The organism is Mesorhizobium sp. LSJC285A00, from assembly GCF_000503155.1.
GTDB lineage: Bacteria > Pseudomonadota > Alphaproteobacteria > Rhizobiales > Rhizobiaceae > Mesorhizobium.
In genome coordinates this window covers 15,166-32,301 of record NZ_AYVK01000057.1, presented here as the reverse complement: position 1 = coordinate 32,301, position 17,136 = coordinate 15,166, and the positions used below count along the sequence as shown (strand labels likewise).

Sequence of the window (17,136 nt, the reverse complement as noted above, 5' to 3'; positions counted from 1 at the left end):
AGCCGGGGGTGCCGGCCTGGGCGCGGGACGCGACGCAACCGGAGCCTCCATGCCGCCGCCCTTCTTCTCCGCCGTCAGCGCGACGACGGCGCCGGCGACACCAGGGATCGCCTTGACGACACGCTCGGCTGCGGCGCGCAGCGGCTCCATCTCCTGTGCACGGGCGGCGGGAACGGTGATCGAGAAAAACACTTTCGAATCGGCGATGAAAATCTCCGAAACCATGCCGAGGTCGACGATGTTGCCGGTGAAGTCCGGCCCGTTGACCGTCTTCAGACGCTCGGTGACGATTTCCTTGGTGACGGACATGCATTGTTCCCTAAGGCGTTTGGCTGCGGCTCAGATAGTGCAGATTGGCAGCGACTCCAAGCACCACAGTGTCCGCCTCACCTTGCCAGGCCAACCGCAAGGTAGGTGAGCGCCGAAATTGCAGCCGTGGCCGGCAAGGTGACGATCCAGGCGATGACGATGTTGCCGGCAATGCCCCAGCGCACGGCCGAGACGCGACGGGCAGCGCCGACACCGATGATGGCCCCGGTGATCGTATGGGTGGTCGACACGGGAACGCCAAGCCAGGTGGCGGCAAACAGGGTGATGGCGCCGCCGGTCTCGGCGCAGAAGCCCTGCATCGGGTTCAACCGGGTGATCTTCGAGCCCATCGTGTGGACAATGCGCCAGCCGCCGAACAAAGTGCCGAGCGCCAGTGCTGTCTGACAGGTGAGGACGACCCACAGCGGCACGTAGAACGTCCCGCCGAGCATACCTTGCGAATAGAGCAGCACGGCGATGATGCCCATGGTTTTCTGGGCGTCGTTGCCGCCGTGCCCTAGCGAATAAAGCGAGGCCGAAAAGAACTGCATGACGCGGAAAGTGCTGTCGACGGCGAACGGTGTCTGGCGCACGAACAGCCAGGAACCGGCCAGGATCAGGACCAGCGCCAGAACAAACCCTGTCGCCGGCGACACGACGATTGCGGCGACCGTCTTGCCAAGCCCGGTCCAGACGATGGCGCCGGGCCCAGCCTTTGCAACGCCGGCGCCGACGAGCCCGCCGATCAGGGCATGCGAACTGCTGGACGGGATGCCGGCAATCCAGGTGACGATGTTCCAGACGATGGCGCCGACGAGCGCCGAGAAGATCACCGCCGGCGTGACGATGCTGACGTCGACGATACCTTTTCCCACGGTTTCAGCCACGTGAAGGCCGAAGAACATGAAGGCGATGAAATTGAAGAAAGCCGCCCACAGGACCGCATATTGTGGTCTCAGCACGCGGGTGGAGACGATGGTGGCGATGGAGTTCGCCGCATCGTGCAGGCCGTTGAGAAAATCGAAAAACAGCGCGACGGCGACAAGGCCGATCAGCACGGGAAAGGCGATGGTGGCTTCCATTGCCTAAACGTTCTCGATGACGATGCCGCTGATCTCGTTGGCGACGTCCTCAAAGCGGTCGACCACCTTCTCCAGCTGGCCGTAGATCTCCGAGCCGATCAGGTAGGCCATCGGATCGCTGCGGCCATGCCGCTTGAACAGGTCCTTCAATCCCTGCTCATGCAGATCGTCGGCGCGGCTTTCGACGCGCATGACCTCTTCGGCGATGGCGTTGAGGCGTACCGTGTGCGTGCCGACCTTGCTGAGCAGCGGGATCGCTTCGGCAACCAGCCTGGAGGCGGCAACGATGACGCCGCCCATCTCCTGCATCAGCGGGTCGAATTCCTTCTTTTCGAACAGCTTCACCGTCTTGACGGTCTTGTGCATCATGTCGATGGCGTCATCCATTGACTGGATCAGGTCCTTGATGTCGCCGCGATCGAAAGGCGTGATGAAGGAACGCCGCACCGCCAGCAGGACTTCGGCCGTGATATGATCGGCCTCGTCCTCGAGATCGATGATCTTCTGGCACCAGCGATCGATGTCCTTGCCCTGCAGAAGCTGCTCCAGCGCCTCGGCGCCGCCGACCACGGTGCGGGAATGCCGTTCAAAGAGGTCGAAGAAGCGATCTTCGCGCGGCAAAAGCTTGCGGAACCAGCCCAGCATGTCCGATCTCCTCGTATTCCATCCAACCACATAGCGCCGTGTTCGGCCGGGGGAAACAGCCAGCCGGCCCAAAGATGTGGATGCATGGCCAATTGCGGGTAGAGCTTGCGGCGAAAGGCAATTTCCCCGACCTTGCGCGAAACGAACGGACGGATGGGATGATCGACAAGCTCGAATTCTTCATCGCGCTGGCCAAGGAGGAGCATTTCGGCCGGGCGGCGGAAGCGTGCGGCGTCACGCAGCCGACCTTGTCGGCCGGGATCAAGCAGCTGGAGGGCCAGCTCGGCGTCATGCTGGTCAATCGCGGTTCGCGCTTTCAGGGGCTGACGCCGGAAGGCAAGCAGGTGCTGGTGTGGGCGCGTCGCATCGTCGGCGATTCCAGGACCATGCGCGAAGAGATGCGGGCGGCGCGACATGGCCTGTCCGGGCGTATCCGTATTGCCGCCATCCCAACCGCCCTCGCCATGGTGGCGCGGCTTACGACGCCATTTCGCGAGAAGCATCCGGGCGTCACCTTCTCTATCCTGTCGCGCACCTCGATCGAGGTGTTGTCGCTGCTCGGCAATTTCGACGCCGATGCCGGCATCACCTATCTCGACAACGAGCCTCTCGGACGGGTGACCAGCGTGCCGCTCTATGACGAGCGCTACCAGCTGATCACGGCGGTCGGAAATCCCTATTCGGATCGCGACAAAGTGACATGGGCCGAAATCAGCCAGCTGCCGCTCTGCTTGTTGACGCCGGACATGCAGAACCGCCGCATCATCGACCAGCATCTGGCCGAGGCCGGCGTGCAGGTGCGGCCGACACTGGAATCCAACTCGATGATCGTGCTGTTCTCCCACATACGGACAGGCAAATGGTCGTCGATCATGCCGCTCAACCTGGCGGAAACATTCGGTTTTTCCGAGCCGATCCGGGCCATTCCGATCGTCGAACCGGATGCCAGCCACACGGTCGGGCTGGTCGCCGCGCCGCGCGAACCGCACACGCCGCTGGTGCAGGCGCTGCTGGACGAGGCGATGGCGCTGGCAGACGATTTCCGCGCCAATCGCTGAGCTAGTCATAACCGGTCAATCGGCGCGATAGAAATTTTCTATCGTGCAACGAAACCGCTTTATTGATTTCATAGGTTTTCTCTGATTTCTTAAGCACTTAGCGATTAAGCGGCGTAGGCATGTCGTTGTTCCAAAACCGCTTCATGCTTTTGGACGATTATATGCATCGATCGCTACGATAGGGAGGGCGCTGCGTGACGATGCAGCCTGCAAGTACCGAGATACAGTCGCGCACGGCGGCGATCATCCAGGAGTTGAAGGGCCTCGAAGGCCCCCTGCTGCCGATCCTGCACGAGATCCAGGAAGAATTTGGCCACGTGCCGCAGGACGCCGTGCCCGTCATCGCCGATGGGCTGAACCTGTCGAGGGCCGAAGTGCATGGCGTCGTGACCTTCTATCATGATTTCCGTGCCCGGCCGGCTGGCCGGCATGTGCTCAAGCTCTGCCAGGCGGAAGCCTGCCAGTCGATGGGTTCGGATGCGATCGCCGCAAAGGTCAAGCAGTTGTTGGGCATCGATTTCCATGAGACCACCCGCGACGGATCGGTTACACTTGAGCCTGTCTATTGCCTCGGGCTGTGCGCCTGTTCACCGTCGGCGATGCTGGATGGTGAGGTGATCGGGCGGCTCGATGACGAGAAGATCGAAGAGATCGTCGGGGAGGTACGCTCATGATCCCGCGCATCTACATTCCAGGTGACTCCGGCGCGCTGGCGCTCGGCGCCGAAAAGGTCGCCAAGGCTGTTCGTGCGGAACTGGCTGAACGGGGCGTCGAGGCCAAGATCGTCCGCAACGGCTCGCGCGGCGCCTATTTCCTCGAACCGATGGTCGAGGTCGCGACCGAAAAGGGCCGCGTCGCTTACGGGCCGGTCAAGCCATCGGACGTCAAGAGCCTGTTCGACAGCGGCTTTCTCACCGGCGGGCATCACAAGCGCTGGCTGGGCGCGCCCGACAAAATCCCGTTCCTGGCCAAGCAGACGCGCCTGACCTTTGCGCGTTGCGGCATCAACGACCCGCTATCGCTCGATGCCTACAAGTCACTGGGCGGGCTCAAGGGCCTGCAGAACGCGGTGGCCATGGCGCCGCTCGACATCGTCAAACAGGTCACGGAATCGGGCTTGCGCGGCCGAGGCGGCGCCGGCTTCCCGACCGGCATCAAGTGGAAGACGGTGCTCGATACGACATCTGACCGCAAATACATCGTCTGCAATGCCGACGAGGGCGACAGCGCCACCTTTGCCGACCGCATGATCATGGAGGGCGACCCCTTCGTGCTCATCGAAGGCATGACGATTGCCGGCATCGCCACCGGCGCGACCAAGGGGTTCGTCTATATCCGCTCGGAATATCCGCATGCGGTGGCTGTCATGAACAAGGCTGTCGAGGTCGCCCGCAAGGCAGGCGTGCTCGGCGTCAGCGTGCTGGGTTCGCCCAACGCCTTCGACATGGAAATCCGCGTCGGCGCCGGCGCCTATGTCTGCGGCGAGGAAACTTCGCTGCTGAACAGCCTTGAAGGCAAGCGCGGCGTGGTGCGAGCCAAGCCACCGCTGCCGGCAATCCAGGGTCTGTTCGGCAAGCCGACGGTGATCAACAACGTCATCAGCCTGGCCTCCGTGCCCATCATCATGGACAAGGGTGCTGCCTTCTACAAGGATTTCGGCATGGGCCGCTCGCGCGGCACGATCCCGATACAGATCGCCGGCAACGTCAAGTTCGGCGGCCTGTTCGAGGCGGCGTTCGGCATGACGCTGGGCGAGATCGTCGACGATATCGGCGGCGGTACGGCCACAGGTCGCCCGGTGAAGGCGGTGCAGGTCGGCGGCCCGCTCGGCGCCTATTTCCCGCGCGGCCTGTTCGACACGCCGTTCGACTACGAAGAGTTCGCGAAGCGCGACGGGCTGATCGGCCATGCCGGCATCACCGTGTTCGACGACACGGCCGACATGCTGAAGCAGGCGCGCTTTGCCATGGAGTTCTGCGCCATCGAAAGCTGCGGCAAGTGCACGCCCTGCCGCATCGGCTCGATACGCGGGGTGGAGACCATCGACCGGCTTGCCGCCGGCATCGAGCCGGAGAAGAACCTGGCACTGGTCACCGATCTCTGCAACACGATGAAGTTCGGATCGCTCTGCGCGCTGGGCGGCTTCACGCCCTATCCGGTGATGAGCTCGATCACCCATTTCCCCGAAGATTTCAAGCCCGCGCCGGCGCGCGTGGCTGCTGAATAGGTGCTGGCAGATGAATATCAAGGCCGACTTCCCGACACTCATCGAAGAACTCGATTACGGAACCCCGGAATCGAAGGCGCAAAAGCAGGTTACGCTGATCGTCGACGGCCGCAGCATCAGCGTGCCGGAGGGTACGTCGATCATGCGCGCGGCGATGGAAGGCGGGGTCGAGATCCCAAAACTCTGTGCCACGGACATGCTGGACTCGTTCGGCTCCTGCCGCGTCTGCCTGGTCGAGATCGACGGGCGCGGCGGCACGCCGGCATCCTGCACGACGCCCGTCGGCGAAGGCATGGTGGTGCGCACGCAATCCGAGCGGCTCGACGCCATCCGCCGCGGTGTCATGGAGCTTTACGTCTCCGACCACCCGACCGGCTGGAACGAGAAGGCCGGTACCGGGGCCAGCGAGTTCGACGTTGTGGCGAAGTCTGTCGGCCTGACCGAGAACCGCTTCGGCATCGAGGGCCGCAACCACGTCAAGCAGGAAAACGGCGTCGCGCCCGGCCATGGCTCGCTGGCGGTCGACTACATCGCCCGCGATGAGTCCAACCCCTATTTCACCTATGATCCGGCGCAATGTATCGTGTGCTCGCGCTGCGTGCGGGCCTGCGAAGAGGTGCAAGGCACCTTCGCGCTGACGATCGAGGGCCGCGGTTTCGAATCGCGCATGGTCGCCGGCATGCACGAGGATTTTATCGCCTCCGAATGCGTATCCTGCGGCGCCTGCGTGCAGGCCTGTCCGACCGATGCGCTGCGTGAAAAGACCGTGCTTGAGAAAGGCATGCCCGAGCGTTCCGCTGTCACCACCTGCGCCTATTGCGGCGTCGGCTGCTCGTTCAAGGCCGAAGTGAAGGACGACGAAGTCATTCGCATGATGCCCTACAAGGACGGCAAGGCGAACCACGGCCACTCCTGCGTGAAGGGCCGTTTCGCCTATGGCTATGCCACCCACAAGGACCGCATCCTGTCGCCTATGATCCGGGAAAAGGTCAGCGATCCCTGGCGCGAGGTGAGTTGGGAAGAGGCCATCGCCCATACGGCCAAGGAATTCCGCCGTATCCAGTATCAATACGGCCGCACCTCGATCGGCGGTATCACGTCCTCGCGCTGCACGAATGAAGAGACCTATCTCGTCCAGAAGCTGGTGCGCCAAGGCTTCCGCAACAACAATGTCGACACTTGCGCGCGCGTCTGCCACTCGCCGACCGGCTACGGCCTCGGCCAGACCTATGGCACCTCGGCCGGCACGCAGGATTTCGATTCCGTCGATTTCACCGATGTCGCCGTCATCATCGGCGCCAATCCGGCTTCCGCGCACCCGGTGTTCGCCTCGCGGCTGAAAAAGCGGCTGCGCCAGGGCGCCAAGCTGATCGTGCTCGATCCGCGCCGCACCGAAATGGTCAAGTCGGCGCATATCGAGGCCGACTATCACCTGCCGCTGAAGCCCGGCACCAACGTGGCGGTGCTGACGGCGCTGGCGCATGTCATCGTTACCGAAGGGCTTTTCGACGAAGCCTTCATCCGCGATCGCTGCGACTGGGCGGAGTTCCAGGATTGGGCTTCTTTCGTCGCCTTGCCGGAAAACAGCCCCGAAATCGTGGGCAAGCTGTCCGGCGTCGATCCCGAACTGATCCGAGGTGCTGCACGGCTCTATGCCAAGGGCGGCAATGGCGCGATTTATTACGGCCTCGGCGTGACCGAACACAGCCAGGGTTCGACCACGGTTATGGCTATCGCCAACCTTGCCATGGCGACCGGCAATATCGGCCGCCCGGGCGTCGGGGTGAATCCGCTGCGCGGCCAGAACAACGTGCAGGGTTCCTGCGACATGGGCTCGTTCCCGCATGAACTGCCGGGCTACCGCCACATCTCCGGCGAGGCGGTGCGCGACATCTATGAGACGTTGTGGGGGGTGAAGCTCGACGACGAACCGGGCCTGCGCATCCCCAACATGCTGGATGCCGCCGTCGACGGATCCTTCAAGGGCATCTACATCCAGGGCGAGGACATCCTGCAATCCGACCCTGATACCAAGCATGTCGCGGCCGGCCTGGCGGCGATGGAATGCGTCGTCGTGCACGACCTGTTCCTCAACGAGACAGCTAACTACGCGCATGTCTTCCTGCCGGGCTCGACCTTCCTGGAAAAGGACGGCACCTTCACCAATGCCGAGCGCCGCATCAACATGGTGCGCAAGGTGCTGGAGCCGAAGGCGCGCTATGCCGACTGGGAAGCGACACAGGAGCTTGCCCGCGCGATCGGGCTGGATTGGAACTACCAGCATCCCTCCGAAATCATGGACGAGATCGCCAAAACGACGCCAAGCTTCGCCGGCGTCTCTTTCGATCTGCTCGACCGTGTCGGATCGGTGCAATGGCCCTGCAACGAGAAGGCGCCGCTCGGCACGCCGATCATGCATATCGACGGCTTCGTGCGCGGCAAGGGCAAGTTCATCCGCACAGAATATGTGGCGACCGACGAGCGGACCGGGCCGCGTTTCCCGTTGCTGCTGACCACCGGTCGCATCCTCAGCCAGTACAATGTCGGTGCACAGACAAGGCGCACCGAAAACGTCATGTGGCACTCGGAGGACCGGCTGGAGATCCATCCGCACGATGCCGAGAACCGCGGCCTGCGCGATGGCGACTGGGTGCGGCTGACCAGCCGTTCGGGTGAGACGACGCTGCGTGCGCTGATCACCGACCGGGTGTCGCCAGGTGTGGTCTACACAACGTTCCACCATCCCGACACGCAGGCCAACGTCATCACCACCGACTTCTCGGACTGGGCGACCAACTGCCCGGAGTACAAGGTGACCGCGGTGCAGGTCGGCGCCTCCAACGGGCCTTCGGACTGGCAGCGCGATTATAACGAGCAGGCCGAGCAGAGCCGCCGCATCGCAAAGCTGGAAGCGGCGGAGTAGTCTTGCCACGGCGTTCGACAATAAGAGCTTCAATCTTGACGGTTGGTCGACCCCTACTCCGTCAGGAAGGACGCGAGCTTATGCCGCCTGGCGCCTTTCTTCTCCCTCCGGAGGGGGGAGAGGTGGCGCCGCGAAGCGGCGACGGAGTGGGGGAAGCCGGCCCCGCAACACGCAGCCGTCGAAAGTCGCGCACAACCCAAAGAGCAGGCAAACCGGCCTATCTGGCGAGCAGTCGACCCCCACTCCGTCAAGCTTCGCTTGACACCTCTCCCCCGGTCGACGGGGGAGAGGAAAGGCGCGAGCTTCCACAGCTACTGCTAAGGACGAACAGGGCAGAGGGGCGCGCCTCGTGACCCGCAAACGCCAAGCCACCACCCAAATCTCTCGCCTTGCCCACCGCGCCAGCGGCACGACATCGGCCAACCGCATGGTGCCGGAGGAGACGCCGGTGGCGTTCTCCTTTGCCGGCACCACCCATGCGGTGATGATGGCGAGCCCGGCCGATTTCGAGGATTTCGCGCTCGGCTTCTCGCTGACCGAAGGCATCATCGCGTTGCCTGACGAGATAGAGGCGATCGAGGTCGAGGACCATGGCGCCGGGATCGATATCCAGATCCGGTTGAAGGACCAGGCCAATACGCGCTTCGAGGCGCGACGCAGGCGATTGGCCGGTCCGGTCGGCTGTGGGCTATGCGGCATCGAATCGATCGAGGAAGCGATGCGCTCGGTCGACAAGGTTGGTGCGTCCAAGCTTACGCTTGAAGCCGACGATATCACCCGTTCGGTAAAGCTTTTGTCCAAGGTGCAGCCTCTGCATTCAGAAACCGGCGCCGTGCATGCAGCGGGCTTCTACATTCCCGGCAAAGGCATCGTCATGGCGCGCGAGGATGTCGGCCGGCACAATGCGCTGGACAAACTGGCCGGCGCGCTGGCCAAGGCCGGCATTGACGGTGCATCGGGCGCGGTGGTGGTGACATCACGCGTCTCGGTGGAGATGGTGCAGAAAACGGCGGCGATCGGCTCCGCCTTCATCATCGCCGTGTCGGCGCCGACAGCGCTCGCCATCCGCACCGCTGATGAGGCCGGCATGACACTGGTAGCGCTGGTGCGCGGCGATGATTTCGATGTTTTCACCCACCCGGAACGGGTGGTCTTGGGAGTTGCCCAGCATGTCGCATAACGAAGAACACATCACGAGCACCGGGGAAAAGCTGGTGCGCATGGCCAACCAGATCGCCGCCTTCTTCCATTCAAGGCCCCGCGAGGAAGGTGTGGCGGGCGTGGCCGAGCACATCAACAAGTTCTGGGAGCCCAGGATGCGCCGGCAGTTCTTCGAGATGCTGGACAGCGGCGGCGAAGGTTTTGACGAACTCGTCGTCGTGGCCTCGGCCAGGATCAAGCGGCCGAAGACCGAGGAGCAGGCCGATGTGAGCATCGGCTACGTCCAACCCACGGGTGCAGAGAGCGCCGCTCCCCAGAAATAGCCTCCCCCAGAAATGGCGGGCGAACACGGCTCGCCGCGGGCTATATTCCTGTCTTCTAAAGTTTGGCTGCCGCATCCGCCGGGCGTCTGCTATGGTCGGCGATCAGAAATCGTCTGGCCGGGCGGGATAGCAACGTGAGGCCGATCGAGACGCGATATGCCCTCAGCGGCGACGTGCGGATCGCCTATCAGGTGGTCGGCCAGGGATCGTTCGACCTGGTTTTCGTGCCCGGCTTCATCTCCAATCTCGACCTGCATTGGGAAGACGAGGGCTACGCCAGGCTCTTGAAACGGCTCTCGGCGTTCTCGCGGCTGATCCTGTTCGACAAGCGCGGCACCGGCCTGTCCGACCGCGTCGACCCACGCCACCTGCCCAGCCTCGAAACCCGCATGGACGATGTGCGCGCGGTGATGGATGCCACCGGCAGCGGCCGCGCGGCCTTGCTCGGCGCTTCGGAAGGCGCGCCGATGGCAATGTTGTTTGCCGCCACCTATCCGGAACGGACACGAGCGCTGGCGCTCTATGGCGGTTATGCGCATTTCCACAAATGGGTGATGTCGCCGGAGCGCCTCGAGGCCTTCATCGCGACGGCCGGCACGGAATGGGGCACGGGCGCCACACTGCCCAACTTCGCTCCCGGCCGGGTAGATGATGCGCATTTCACCCAGTGGTGGGCCCGCTTCGAGCGGCTGTCGGCCAGTCCGACGGCAGCGGCAGCCCTTGCCCGGATGAATGCCGGAATCGATGTGCGCGGCGTGCTTTCGGCGATCGGCGCACCGACACTGCTCATTCATCGCCGCAACGACGCGCGGGTCGACCCGGACGCCAGCCGCTTCCTGGCGAAAGAGATCGCCAATGCGCGATTGGTCGAGGTCCCCGGACGCGACCACCCGATCTGGACCGGCGATGTCGACCGGGTGGCCGACCTGATCGAGGAATTCCTGACCGGCGAGCGTGCCGTGGCCGAAGCGGAGCGCGTGCTTGCCGCTCTTCTGGCGACACGCATCTACGACACGGCGCGGGTTGGCGACCGCATGTGGAGCGAACGTAGCGAGCGCTTCCAGGAGAGCTGGCAGCAGCTGGTCGGCCGTCATGGCGGACGCGTCGCCGGCATCCATGGCGAATTGATGATCTCGCGCTTCGACGGGCCGGCGCGGGCCATACGCTGCGCGGCGGCACTGCGCGATGCGGCGCAACATATGGGCATTGCAAGCGCCCAGGGCGCCCATGTCGGTGAGGTCGAAATGCGCGGGCCGCCGGTGGGGCTGATGGCACGGGTGACGATGCAGATCGCCGCCCATGCCGGGCGCGGCGATATTCTGGCGTCGCGGCTGGCCGCCGATCTGGCGGCGGGGTCCGGCCTGCATTTCATCGATGCCGGGCGTGTCACGGTGGATGAGCTGGACGAGCCGCTGGCGCTGGTCCAGGCAACGTCGGAACAGCACCTGGAGCCGGCCTGCCGCCCCAAGGCGAAACCCGCCGAGCCGGCTCAACTGACGGCGCGCGAAAGCGAGGTGGTGATCCTGATCGCCGACGGCAAGAGCAATGCCGCGATCGCCGCCGAGCTGAGGCTCAGCGAGCATACGGTCAAGCGTCATGTCGCCAACATATTGCTGAAGCTCGATTTGCCGTCACGGGCGGCGGCAGCGGCATTTTCCGCCAGGCAGGCTGGCCCGGACGGGCCATAGGGACCATGGCGCTTTCGGGCGAAGCGGCCAGGTGGGGTCGAGGCGTACCAATTCTCTCCATGCAGGCCAGGCGGATGTCGCCGGGAAAGGCACTGCGGATGGAGGATGCAATGCTGAAGTCAAACAGGTCGATCAAATCGCTGGTGATAGCGGCAGGCGTTGGCGCGTTGTTCACGATCGCTCCCGCCAGAGCCGAGGATGCCTCGGCGGCCGCCGCCTACAAGGACATCGAGGCGACGCTCGGCTCAGTGCCGGACATGTTCAAGACGCTGCCCGATGTCGCGGTTGCCGGCGCCTGGGCCGAGATCAAGGGTGTGCAGCTCAACCCCAAGACCGCGCTCGACGGCAAGACCAAGGAACTGCTGGGGCTGGCCGTCGCCTCGCAGATCCCCTGCCAGTACTGCATCTATTTCCACACCGAGGCCGCCAAGCTCAATGGCGCGACCGATGAGGAGATCAAGGAGGCGATCGCGATGGCGGCGATCGTGCGCCACTGGTCGACGATGCTCAACGGCAGCCAGGTCGATTTCGCGACCTTCAAACAACAGACCGACGGCGTGTTCGCAGCCGTCAAAGCCAAGTCGCAGTGAAAGAAAATGCCGGGCGGTGCGCCGGGCATTGCTTGTGATCATTCAACCGCCCGATCAACGGGCCATGGAGGAGAAGATGCTGACCAAGACGCAGAGCGTGGACGGCACGGCGATCAAGAAAGCGATCGAAGGACGGGACGGCAGGATGCTCGCTAGCTTCTATGCCGACGACGCACTGGTGCGGGTGATCGACCGCAACAATCCACCGAGCAAGCCGCGCGAGATCCGCGGCCGGGCGGCGATCAGCACCTTCTGGGACGACATCTGCAGCCGGGCGATGACCCACAAGGTCGACACCACCATCGCCGATGGCGACAATCTCGCCTTCACCCAGGCCTGCGCCTATCCGGACGGAACGAAAGTGTTCTGCGCGGCGATGCTGGAGCTGAAGAATGGGCGGATTGCACGACAGACCGTCGTGCAGGCCTGGGACGAGTAGTTCCACCGCGGAAAGATCAACGCGGTTTGGGCCGCAAAACTGGAGGAGACAAAAATGTTCAGCGCCAGATGCCAGATCGACGCCAAGTTCGGGCACAAGCAGACCGTGCTCGACCTGTTGAAGAAATGGGAACGCGAGATCGGCTCTNGATCGGCTCTCAGGTCGGCATTGCCGATCTCGAGTTCCAGATCATGACCGGTTCGGTCGGAGCTCGGGAAGCGACGGTCGAATCGCATCATCAGGTCGAAAGCCTTGCCCAGCTGGAGGGATTCTTCGCGAGGATCGGCAAGATCGACGCGCACCCCAAATGGGGCAAGGAGATGGAGCCCTACGTCGTTTCAGGCACCAGCCTTTGGAACATCTACCGCATCGTGGAGTAGCCGTGGCAGGTGCAGCAGTTTTCGGCCATCAGTTGCGGCGGCCGAAACTCGTCCGCTGCCCGGAAAACCGCCCTTCCCTGGCCGATCCGGCAGCCGCGACACGTGCCGGCTGATTGGGCAATGTGGCCTGCTTGGCCAGGGCCGCCGCTATCAAGGCGTCGGCCTGGCGCGCGCGCTGGTCCGCGCCGGCATCTCCGGCAGGGTTGCCCGCCACGGCGGAGGTCGACATTCGCCGGCGGGGTTTGAAAGCAAGATAGAGAAGCAACGCGCCGAGCAGTCCAGCCCCAATGACGATCGTCAAACGCGTGCCGGTCATGCCGGTGCGTTCGATCTGGGTGGGGTTGGCGGGGTTCTGGACGACGGTGAGCTTGTCGCCGACCTGCGGTTCGCGGGCACCGTTCTTGTTCAGCTCCATCGTGGCCTCGACGGCGTCGGCGCCGGTGCCGACGCGCAAGGTGCCGGTGAATTTCTGGGTCACCTTCCACTCTTTGTCAGCATGAACCGTCTTGAACGCATCCACCAGTTCGCACGGGATCGTGGCGGTGCTGACGGTCTTGTAGACAATCTTGTGGGCGGTCGATTCCATGTCGCATTCGACATTGACCGCGAGGATTTCAGCAGGTGCCTCGGGCCAGCCGCTCTTCTTGATCATGTCCTTGCCGCCGAACACAGCGATCAGCAGACAGAAGCCGCCAATGAGTACCAGCTTGATCTTGGTCGTGTTCATGCGCAAACCCCTCGCCGCGCGGTTTCCCGGCAAGAGGCTGCTCGTTCAGGTTGAATATTCAGTAAATCGTGAACTCCCGCCGTACCGCAAAAGTAACTCTCGCTTAATGTACAGAAAACGGGTTGGCGAATATTTTAGAGATAGTGGCGGCCTCTACCCATGCGCCACCATCACATGACGAACGGCGGTATAATCCTCCAGCGCATAGAGAGACATGTCCTTGCCGTAGCCAGACTGCTTCAGCCCGCCATGCGGCATCTCGTTGGTCAGCATGAAATGGGTGTTGATCCAGGTGCAGCCATATTGCAGACGGGCGGCCGTCGCCATGGCGCGCGAGACGTTCTTGGTCCACACCGAGGATGCCAGGCCGTAGTCGCTGTCATTGGCCCAGTTCACGGCTTCATCGACTTCGGAGAAGCGGGTGATGGAGACGACCGGACCGAACACTTCGCGGCGCACGATCTCGTCTTCCTGCAGCGCGCCGGCAACCACCGTCGGCTGGTAATAGAAGCCGGAGCCTTCGCCGGGCTTGCCGCCGGTGGTGATCTCGATGTGCTTCAGTTCCGAAGCGCGCTCGACGAAGCTCGAGACGCGATCGCGCTGGCGGCGCGAGATCAGCGGCCCGATCTCGTTTTCGGTGTCGTCGGGCTGGTTGTATTTGATGGTCGAGACGGCAGATGAGAGATCGGCGACGAGCTTGTCGTAGATCTTCTTGCCGGCATAGATGCGGCAGGCGGCTGTACAATCCTGCCCGGCATTGTAGTAGCCGAAAGCGCGCAGGCCGTTGACCACGGCGCCAAGGTCGGCGTCGTCGAAAACGATGACCGGCGCCTTGCCGCCGAGTTCCAGATGCGTGCGCTTGACCGACTTGGCGGCGGCCTGCAGCACCTTCTTGCCCGTGGCGACGTCGCCGGTGATCGAAATCATGTTGACCTTGGCGTGATTAATCAGCGTGTTGCCGACGCTGTCGCCGCGGCCGAGCACGACATTGACGACGCCCTCGGGCAGAACCTCGGCCAGGATCCTGGCCAGCTTCAGCGCCGTCAGCGGCGTCTGCTCCGACGGCTTGAAGACGACGGTGTTGCCGCCGGCAATGGCCGGCGCCAGCTTCCAGGCCATCATCATCAGTGGATAGTTCCACGGCGCGATGGAAGCGACAATGCCGATCGGATCGCGCCGCACCATCGAGGTGTGGCCGGGAATGTATTCGCCGGCGACCACGCCCGGCATCGAACGCACAGCGCCGGCAAAGAAACGATAGCAGTCGACGATCGCCGGGATCTCGTCATTGAGCACGGCGTTGATCGGCTTGCCGCAATTCAGCGCCTCGAGCGCCGCGAACTCCCGCGCGTTGGCCTCGATGCGGTCGGCGATCTTGAGGAGATAGCCGGAGCGCTGCGCCGGCGTTGTGCGTGACCACAAGACGAATGCTCGCCCGGCGGCAGTAACAGCCGCCTCGATCTGCGCCTGGCTTGCTTCAGGCAGGTTGAGAATGGTCGCCCCGGTCTTTGGATTCAGAATCGGCTCCTCGGTCTCGGTGCCGTTCTCGAACTTCGAGCCGATCAGCATCTGGGTGTCCATGCAGGTTCTCCTCGGTCAGGAGCGAGTAGCGAATAGCGAGTAGCGAATAGGGCTGGTCGTGCAATCTCCCCTATTCGCTATTCGCTACTCCCTATTCGCTGTTCTTCATTTGCCCGAACCGGCGATCTGGTCGCCGTCGCGGGTCAGGTAATAGGCGGCAAGGATGGGCAGCAGCGTCACCAGCACCACGACCATGGCGACGACATTGGTGACCGGACGCTGGCGTGGGCGGATCAGCTCTTCCAGCATCCAGATCGGCACGGTCTGCTGCTGGCCGGCGGTGAAGGTGGTGACGATGACCTCGTCGAAGGAGAGCGCGAAGGCGAGCATCCCCCCGGCAAGCAGAGCGGTGGCGATGTTGGGCAGCACGACGTGCCGGAAGGTCTGGAAGCCGTCGGCGCCGAGATCCATCGAGGCCTCGATCATTGAGCCGGAAGTGCGGCGGAAACGGGCGACCGCATTGTTGTAGACGACGACAACGCAGAAGGTGGCGTGGCCGAGCACGATCGTCCAGAACGAGAACGGTATGTCGGCCAGTGAGAAGGCGGAGCGCAATGCGATGCCGGTGATGATGCCGGGCAGTGCGATCGGCAGGATGACGAGCAGCGAGATGGTCTCGCGGCCGAAGAATTTCGTCCGCGACACGGCGGCTGCGCACAGCGTGCCCAGGATCAAGGCAATCGCGGTCGAGATGGCGGCGACGCGGACCGACAGCGACAGCGCCTGCCAGACATCCGGACGGTTCCAGGTGACGGCGAACCATTGTGTGGTCAGCCCCGGCGGCGGCCAGACGAAGCTCTTCTCTTCCGTGGTGAAGGCGTAGACGAAGATCAACAAGATCGGCAGATGCAGGAACAGCAGGCCGCAGGCGGCAGCGATCTTGAGGCCGAGCGGAGCGGATTGCGAACCGTCAGAGCGCATCGAAGGCCCCCATGCGCTTGGCGCCCCAGAGATAGAAACCCATGATGACGATGGGCACGACGGTGAAGGCTGCGGCGAGCGGGATGTTGCCGGCTGTGCCTTGCTGCGAATAGACGGCCTGCCCGATGAACAGCCGCGATGTGCCGATGATCTGTGGGATGATGTAGTCGCCCAGCGTCAGCGAGAAGGTGAAGATCGAGCCGGCGACGATGCCGGGCAGCGCCAGCGGGAACAGCACGTTGCGGAAGGTCTGGCCCGGCGATGCGCCGAGATCGGAGGACGCCTCGACCAGATTGCCGGGCACGCGCTCCAATGCCGCCTGCACCGGCAGGATCATGAACGGCAGCCAGACATAGACGAAGGCGATGAAGGTGCCGGTGGCGGAGACCGACAGCGAGTTGCCGCCGACGACCGGCAGCGACAGCCAGCCATCGAGCACCCAGAGCAGATGCAATTTGGCGAGCAGCCAGGTCAAAATGCCTTCCTTGGCGAGGATCAGCTTCCAGGCGTAGATCTTGACGAGGTAACTCGACCATAGCGGCAGCATGATTCCGAGATAAAACAGCGCCTTCCACCGGCCGCGGGCATAGCGCGCCGCGTAATAGGCAATGGGGAAGGCGATGACGGCGGAGGCCAGCGTGACCAGAACCGCCATCGTCACCGTGCGCAGGATAATGTCGAGATTGGCGGGCTGGAACAGGTCGCCATAGGTCTTCAGCGTGAATTCGTGGTTGATGAGGCCGGAGAACTCGTCGATCGAAAAAAAGCTCTGCGCCAGAAGTGCGAACAACGAGCCGATATAGACAACGCCGAGCCATAGAACCGGCGGCAGCAGCATGAGGAACAGCAGCAGTTGCGGCTTGCGCCAGAAAAGGTCCGACAGTGCGCCGCGCATGCTACCGCTGCCGGGCAGGATGGCGGGGGCGGAGGTTGAGTTGAGCGCGGCGATGGTCATGGGGCGACCGCGTGCTGAAGGAACCCTGAGAAGCCGCGTTCCTTCACACCCCCCTCTGTCCTGCCGGACATCTCCCCCTCAAGGGGGGAGATCAGCAGTTTCGCTGCCTCGCCAAATCCCCAACGTT

Annotated in this window: 17 protein-coding genes; 10 read left to right on the top strand and 7 right to left on the bottom strand. The window is 63.4% G+C overall.

Features of this window, described 5'->3' with window-relative positions; translation table 11 throughout:
* From X726_RS0136680 to X726_RS139385, 3 genes are all read right to left on the bottom strand, one after another.
* Window positions 1–309, bottom strand: a 309-nt coding sequence (locus X726_RS0136680) for an iron-sulfur cluster assembly protein (RefSeq protein ID WP_031215548.1), incomplete at its 3' end; no start/stop codon positions are given.
* Between the two features lie 77 nt (window positions 310–386).
* A complete protein-coding gene (locus X726_RS139380) occupies window positions 387–1,391 on the bottom strand; it encodes an inorganic phosphate transporter (protein WP_023673430.1) in 1,005 nt (334 codons plus the stop codon).
* A 3-nt stretch (window positions 1,392–1,394) separates the two neighbouring features.
* Window positions 1,395–2,036 (bottom strand): DUF47 domain-containing protein, encoded by a 642-nt coding sequence (locus X726_RS139385; protein ID WP_023673429.1) that lies wholly within the window; start codon window positions 2,034–2,036, stop codon window positions 1,395–1,397.
* Between the two features lie 158 nt (window positions 2,037–2,194).
* On the opposite strand from X726_RS139385, the gene X726_RS139390 reads away from it, so the two are divergent.
* The 10 genes from X726_RS139390 (at window position 2,195) to X726_RS1000000172085 (ending at window position 12,825) form a co-directional block, all read left to right on the top strand.
* Entirely contained in the window at window positions 2,195–3,094 is a 900-nt protein-coding gene (locus X726_RS139390; RefSeq protein WP_023673428.1) for a LysR family transcriptional regulator, read from the top strand.
* A 194-nt stretch (window positions 3,095–3,288) separates the two neighbouring features.
* Entirely contained in the window at window positions 3,289–3,768 is a 480-nt protein-coding gene (locus tag X726_RS139395) for a formate dehydrogenase subunit gamma (protein ID WP_023688791.1), read from the top strand.
* Window positions 3,765–5,321, top strand: coding sequence for an NADH-quinone oxidoreductase subunit NuoF (locus X726_RS139400; RefSeq protein ID WP_023673426.1), 1,557 nt, complete (start codon window positions 3,765–3,767; stop codon window positions 5,319–5,321). The genes X726_RS139395 and X726_RS139400 overlap by 4 nt, the downstream gene beginning before the upstream one ends.
* Before the next feature lie 10 nt (window positions 5,322–5,331).
* Window positions 5,332–8,244 (top strand): formate dehydrogenase subunit alpha, encoded by a 2,913-nt coding sequence (gene fdhF / locus X726_RS139405; RefSeq protein WP_023673425.1) that lies wholly within the window; start codon window positions 5,332–5,334, stop codon window positions 8,242–8,244.
* A 349-nt stretch (window positions 8,245–8,593) separates the two neighbouring features.
* Window positions 8,594–9,424 carry a formate dehydrogenase accessory sulfurtransferase FdhD gene (gene fdhD / locus X726_RS139410; RefSeq protein WP_023731373.1) on the top strand — a complete coding sequence of 277 codons (831 nt, stop codon included), beginning with the start codon at window positions 8,594–8,596 and terminating at the stop codon, window positions 9,422–9,424.
* On the top strand, window positions 9,414–9,728 hold the full coding sequence (locus X726_RS139415) for a formate dehydrogenase subunit delta (protein ID WP_023673423.1): 315 nt from the start codon (window positions 9,414–9,416) through the stop codon (window positions 9,726–9,728). The genes fdhD and X726_RS139415 overlap by 11 nt, the downstream gene beginning before the upstream one ends.
* Before the next feature lie 134 nt (window positions 9,729–9,862).
* Window positions 9,863–11,416: an alpha/beta fold hydrolase gene (locus X726_RS139420; protein ID WP_023673422.1), complete on the top strand. Its 1,554-nt coding sequence runs from the start codon at window positions 9,863–9,865 to the stop codon at window positions 11,414–11,416.
* A 110-nt stretch (window positions 11,417–11,526) separates the two neighbouring features.
* Window positions 11,527–12,006, top strand: coding sequence for a carboxymuconolactone decarboxylase family protein (locus X726_RS139425; protein WP_023688798.1), 480 nt, complete (start codon window positions 11,527–11,529; stop codon window positions 12,004–12,006).
* A 76-nt stretch (window positions 12,007–12,082) separates the two neighbouring features.
* A complete protein-coding gene (locus X726_RS139430; RefSeq protein WP_031215547.1) occupies window positions 12,083–12,445 on the top strand; it encodes a nuclear transport factor 2 family protein in 363 nt (120 codons plus the stop codon).
* Window positions 12,446–12,636: 191 nt separating this feature from the next.
* Window positions 12,637–12,825, top strand: a complete 189-nt coding sequence (locus tag X726_RS1000000172085; protein WP_245272179.1) for a hypothetical protein — start codon at window positions 12,637–12,639, stop codon at window positions 12,823–12,825.
* Between the two features lie 28 nt (window positions 12,826–12,853).
* On the opposite strand, the gene X726_RS139435 is transcribed toward X726_RS1000000172085, so the two are convergent.
* From X726_RS139435 to X726_RS139450, 4 genes are all read right to left on the bottom strand, one after another.
* Window positions 12,854–13,552, bottom strand: a complete 699-nt coding sequence (locus X726_RS139435) for a DUF3592 domain-containing protein (RefSeq protein WP_023673418.1) — start codon at window positions 13,550–13,552, stop codon at window positions 12,854–12,856.
* A 153-nt stretch (window positions 13,553–13,705) separates the two neighbouring features.
* Window positions 13,706–15,133 carry a gamma-aminobutyraldehyde dehydrogenase gene (locus X726_RS139440; RefSeq protein ID WP_023673417.1) on the bottom strand — a complete coding sequence of 476 codons (1,428 nt, stop codon included), beginning with the start codon at window positions 15,131–15,133 and terminating at the stop codon, window positions 13,706–13,708.
* A gap of 105 nt (window positions 15,134–15,238) precedes the next feature.
* A complete protein-coding gene (locus X726_RS139445; protein ID WP_023673416.1) occupies window positions 15,239–16,054 on the bottom strand; it encodes an ABC transporter permease in 816 nt (271 codons plus the stop codon).
* The gene (locus tag X726_RS139450) at window positions 16,044–17,009 is read right to left on the bottom strand and encodes an ABC transporter permease (protein WP_023673415.1); all 966 of its coding nucleotides are present in this window, start codon (window positions 17,007–17,009) and stop codon (window positions 16,044–16,046) included. The genes X726_RS139445 and X726_RS139450 overlap by 11 nt, the downstream gene beginning before the upstream one ends.
* Window positions 17,010–17,136 lie beyond the last annotated feature (127 nt).

Coding starts and splice junctions, on each gene's coding strand:
- X726_RS139380 (WP_023673430.1), bottom strand. CDS start 1,391: ATGGAAGCCACCATCGCCTTTCCCGTGCTGATCGGCCTTGTCGCCGTC.
- X726_RS139385 (WP_023673429.1), bottom strand. CDS start 2,036: ATGCTGGGCTGGTTCCGCAAGCTTTTGCCGCGCGAAGATCGCTTCTTC.
- X726_RS139390 (WP_023673428.1), top strand. CDS start 2,195: ATGATCGACAAGCTCGAATTCTTCATCGCGCTGGCCAAGGAGGAGCAT.
- X726_RS139400 (WP_023673426.1), top strand. CDS start 3,765: ATGATCCCGCGCATCTACATTCCAGGTGACTCCGGCGCGCTGGCGCTC.
- fdhF (WP_023673425.1), top strand. CDS start 5,332: ATGAATATCAAGGCCGACTTCCCGACACTCATCGAAGAACTCGATTAC.
- X726_RS139415 (WP_023673423.1), top strand. CDS start 9,414: ATGTCGCATAACGAAGAACACATCACGAGCACCGGGGAAAAGCTGGTG.
- X726_RS139425 (WP_023688798.1), top strand. CDS start 11,527: ATGCTGAAGTCAAACAGGTCGATCAAATCGCTGGTGATAGCGGCAGGC.
- X726_RS139430 (WP_031215547.1), top strand. CDS start 12,083: ATGCTGACCAAGACGCAGAGCGTGGACGGCACGGCGATCAAGAAAGCG.
- X726_RS1000000172085 (WP_245272179.1), top strand. CDS start 12,637: ATGACCGGTTCGGTCGGAGCTCGGGAAGCGACGGTCGAATCGCATCAT.
- X726_RS139435 (WP_023673418.1), bottom strand. CDS start 13,552: ATGAACACGACCAAGATCAAGCTGGTACTCATTGGCGGCTTCTGTCTG.
- X726_RS139440 (WP_023673417.1), bottom strand. CDS start 15,133: ATGGACACCCAGATGCTGATCGGCTCGAAGTTCGAGAACGGCACCGAG.
- X726_RS139445 (WP_023673416.1), bottom strand. CDS start 16,054: ATGCGCTCTGACGGTTCGCAATCCGCTCCGCTCGGCCTCAAGATCGCT.
- X726_RS139450 (WP_023673415.1), bottom strand. CDS start 17,009: ATGACCATCGCCGCGCTCAACTCAACCTCCGCCCCCGCCATCCTGCCC.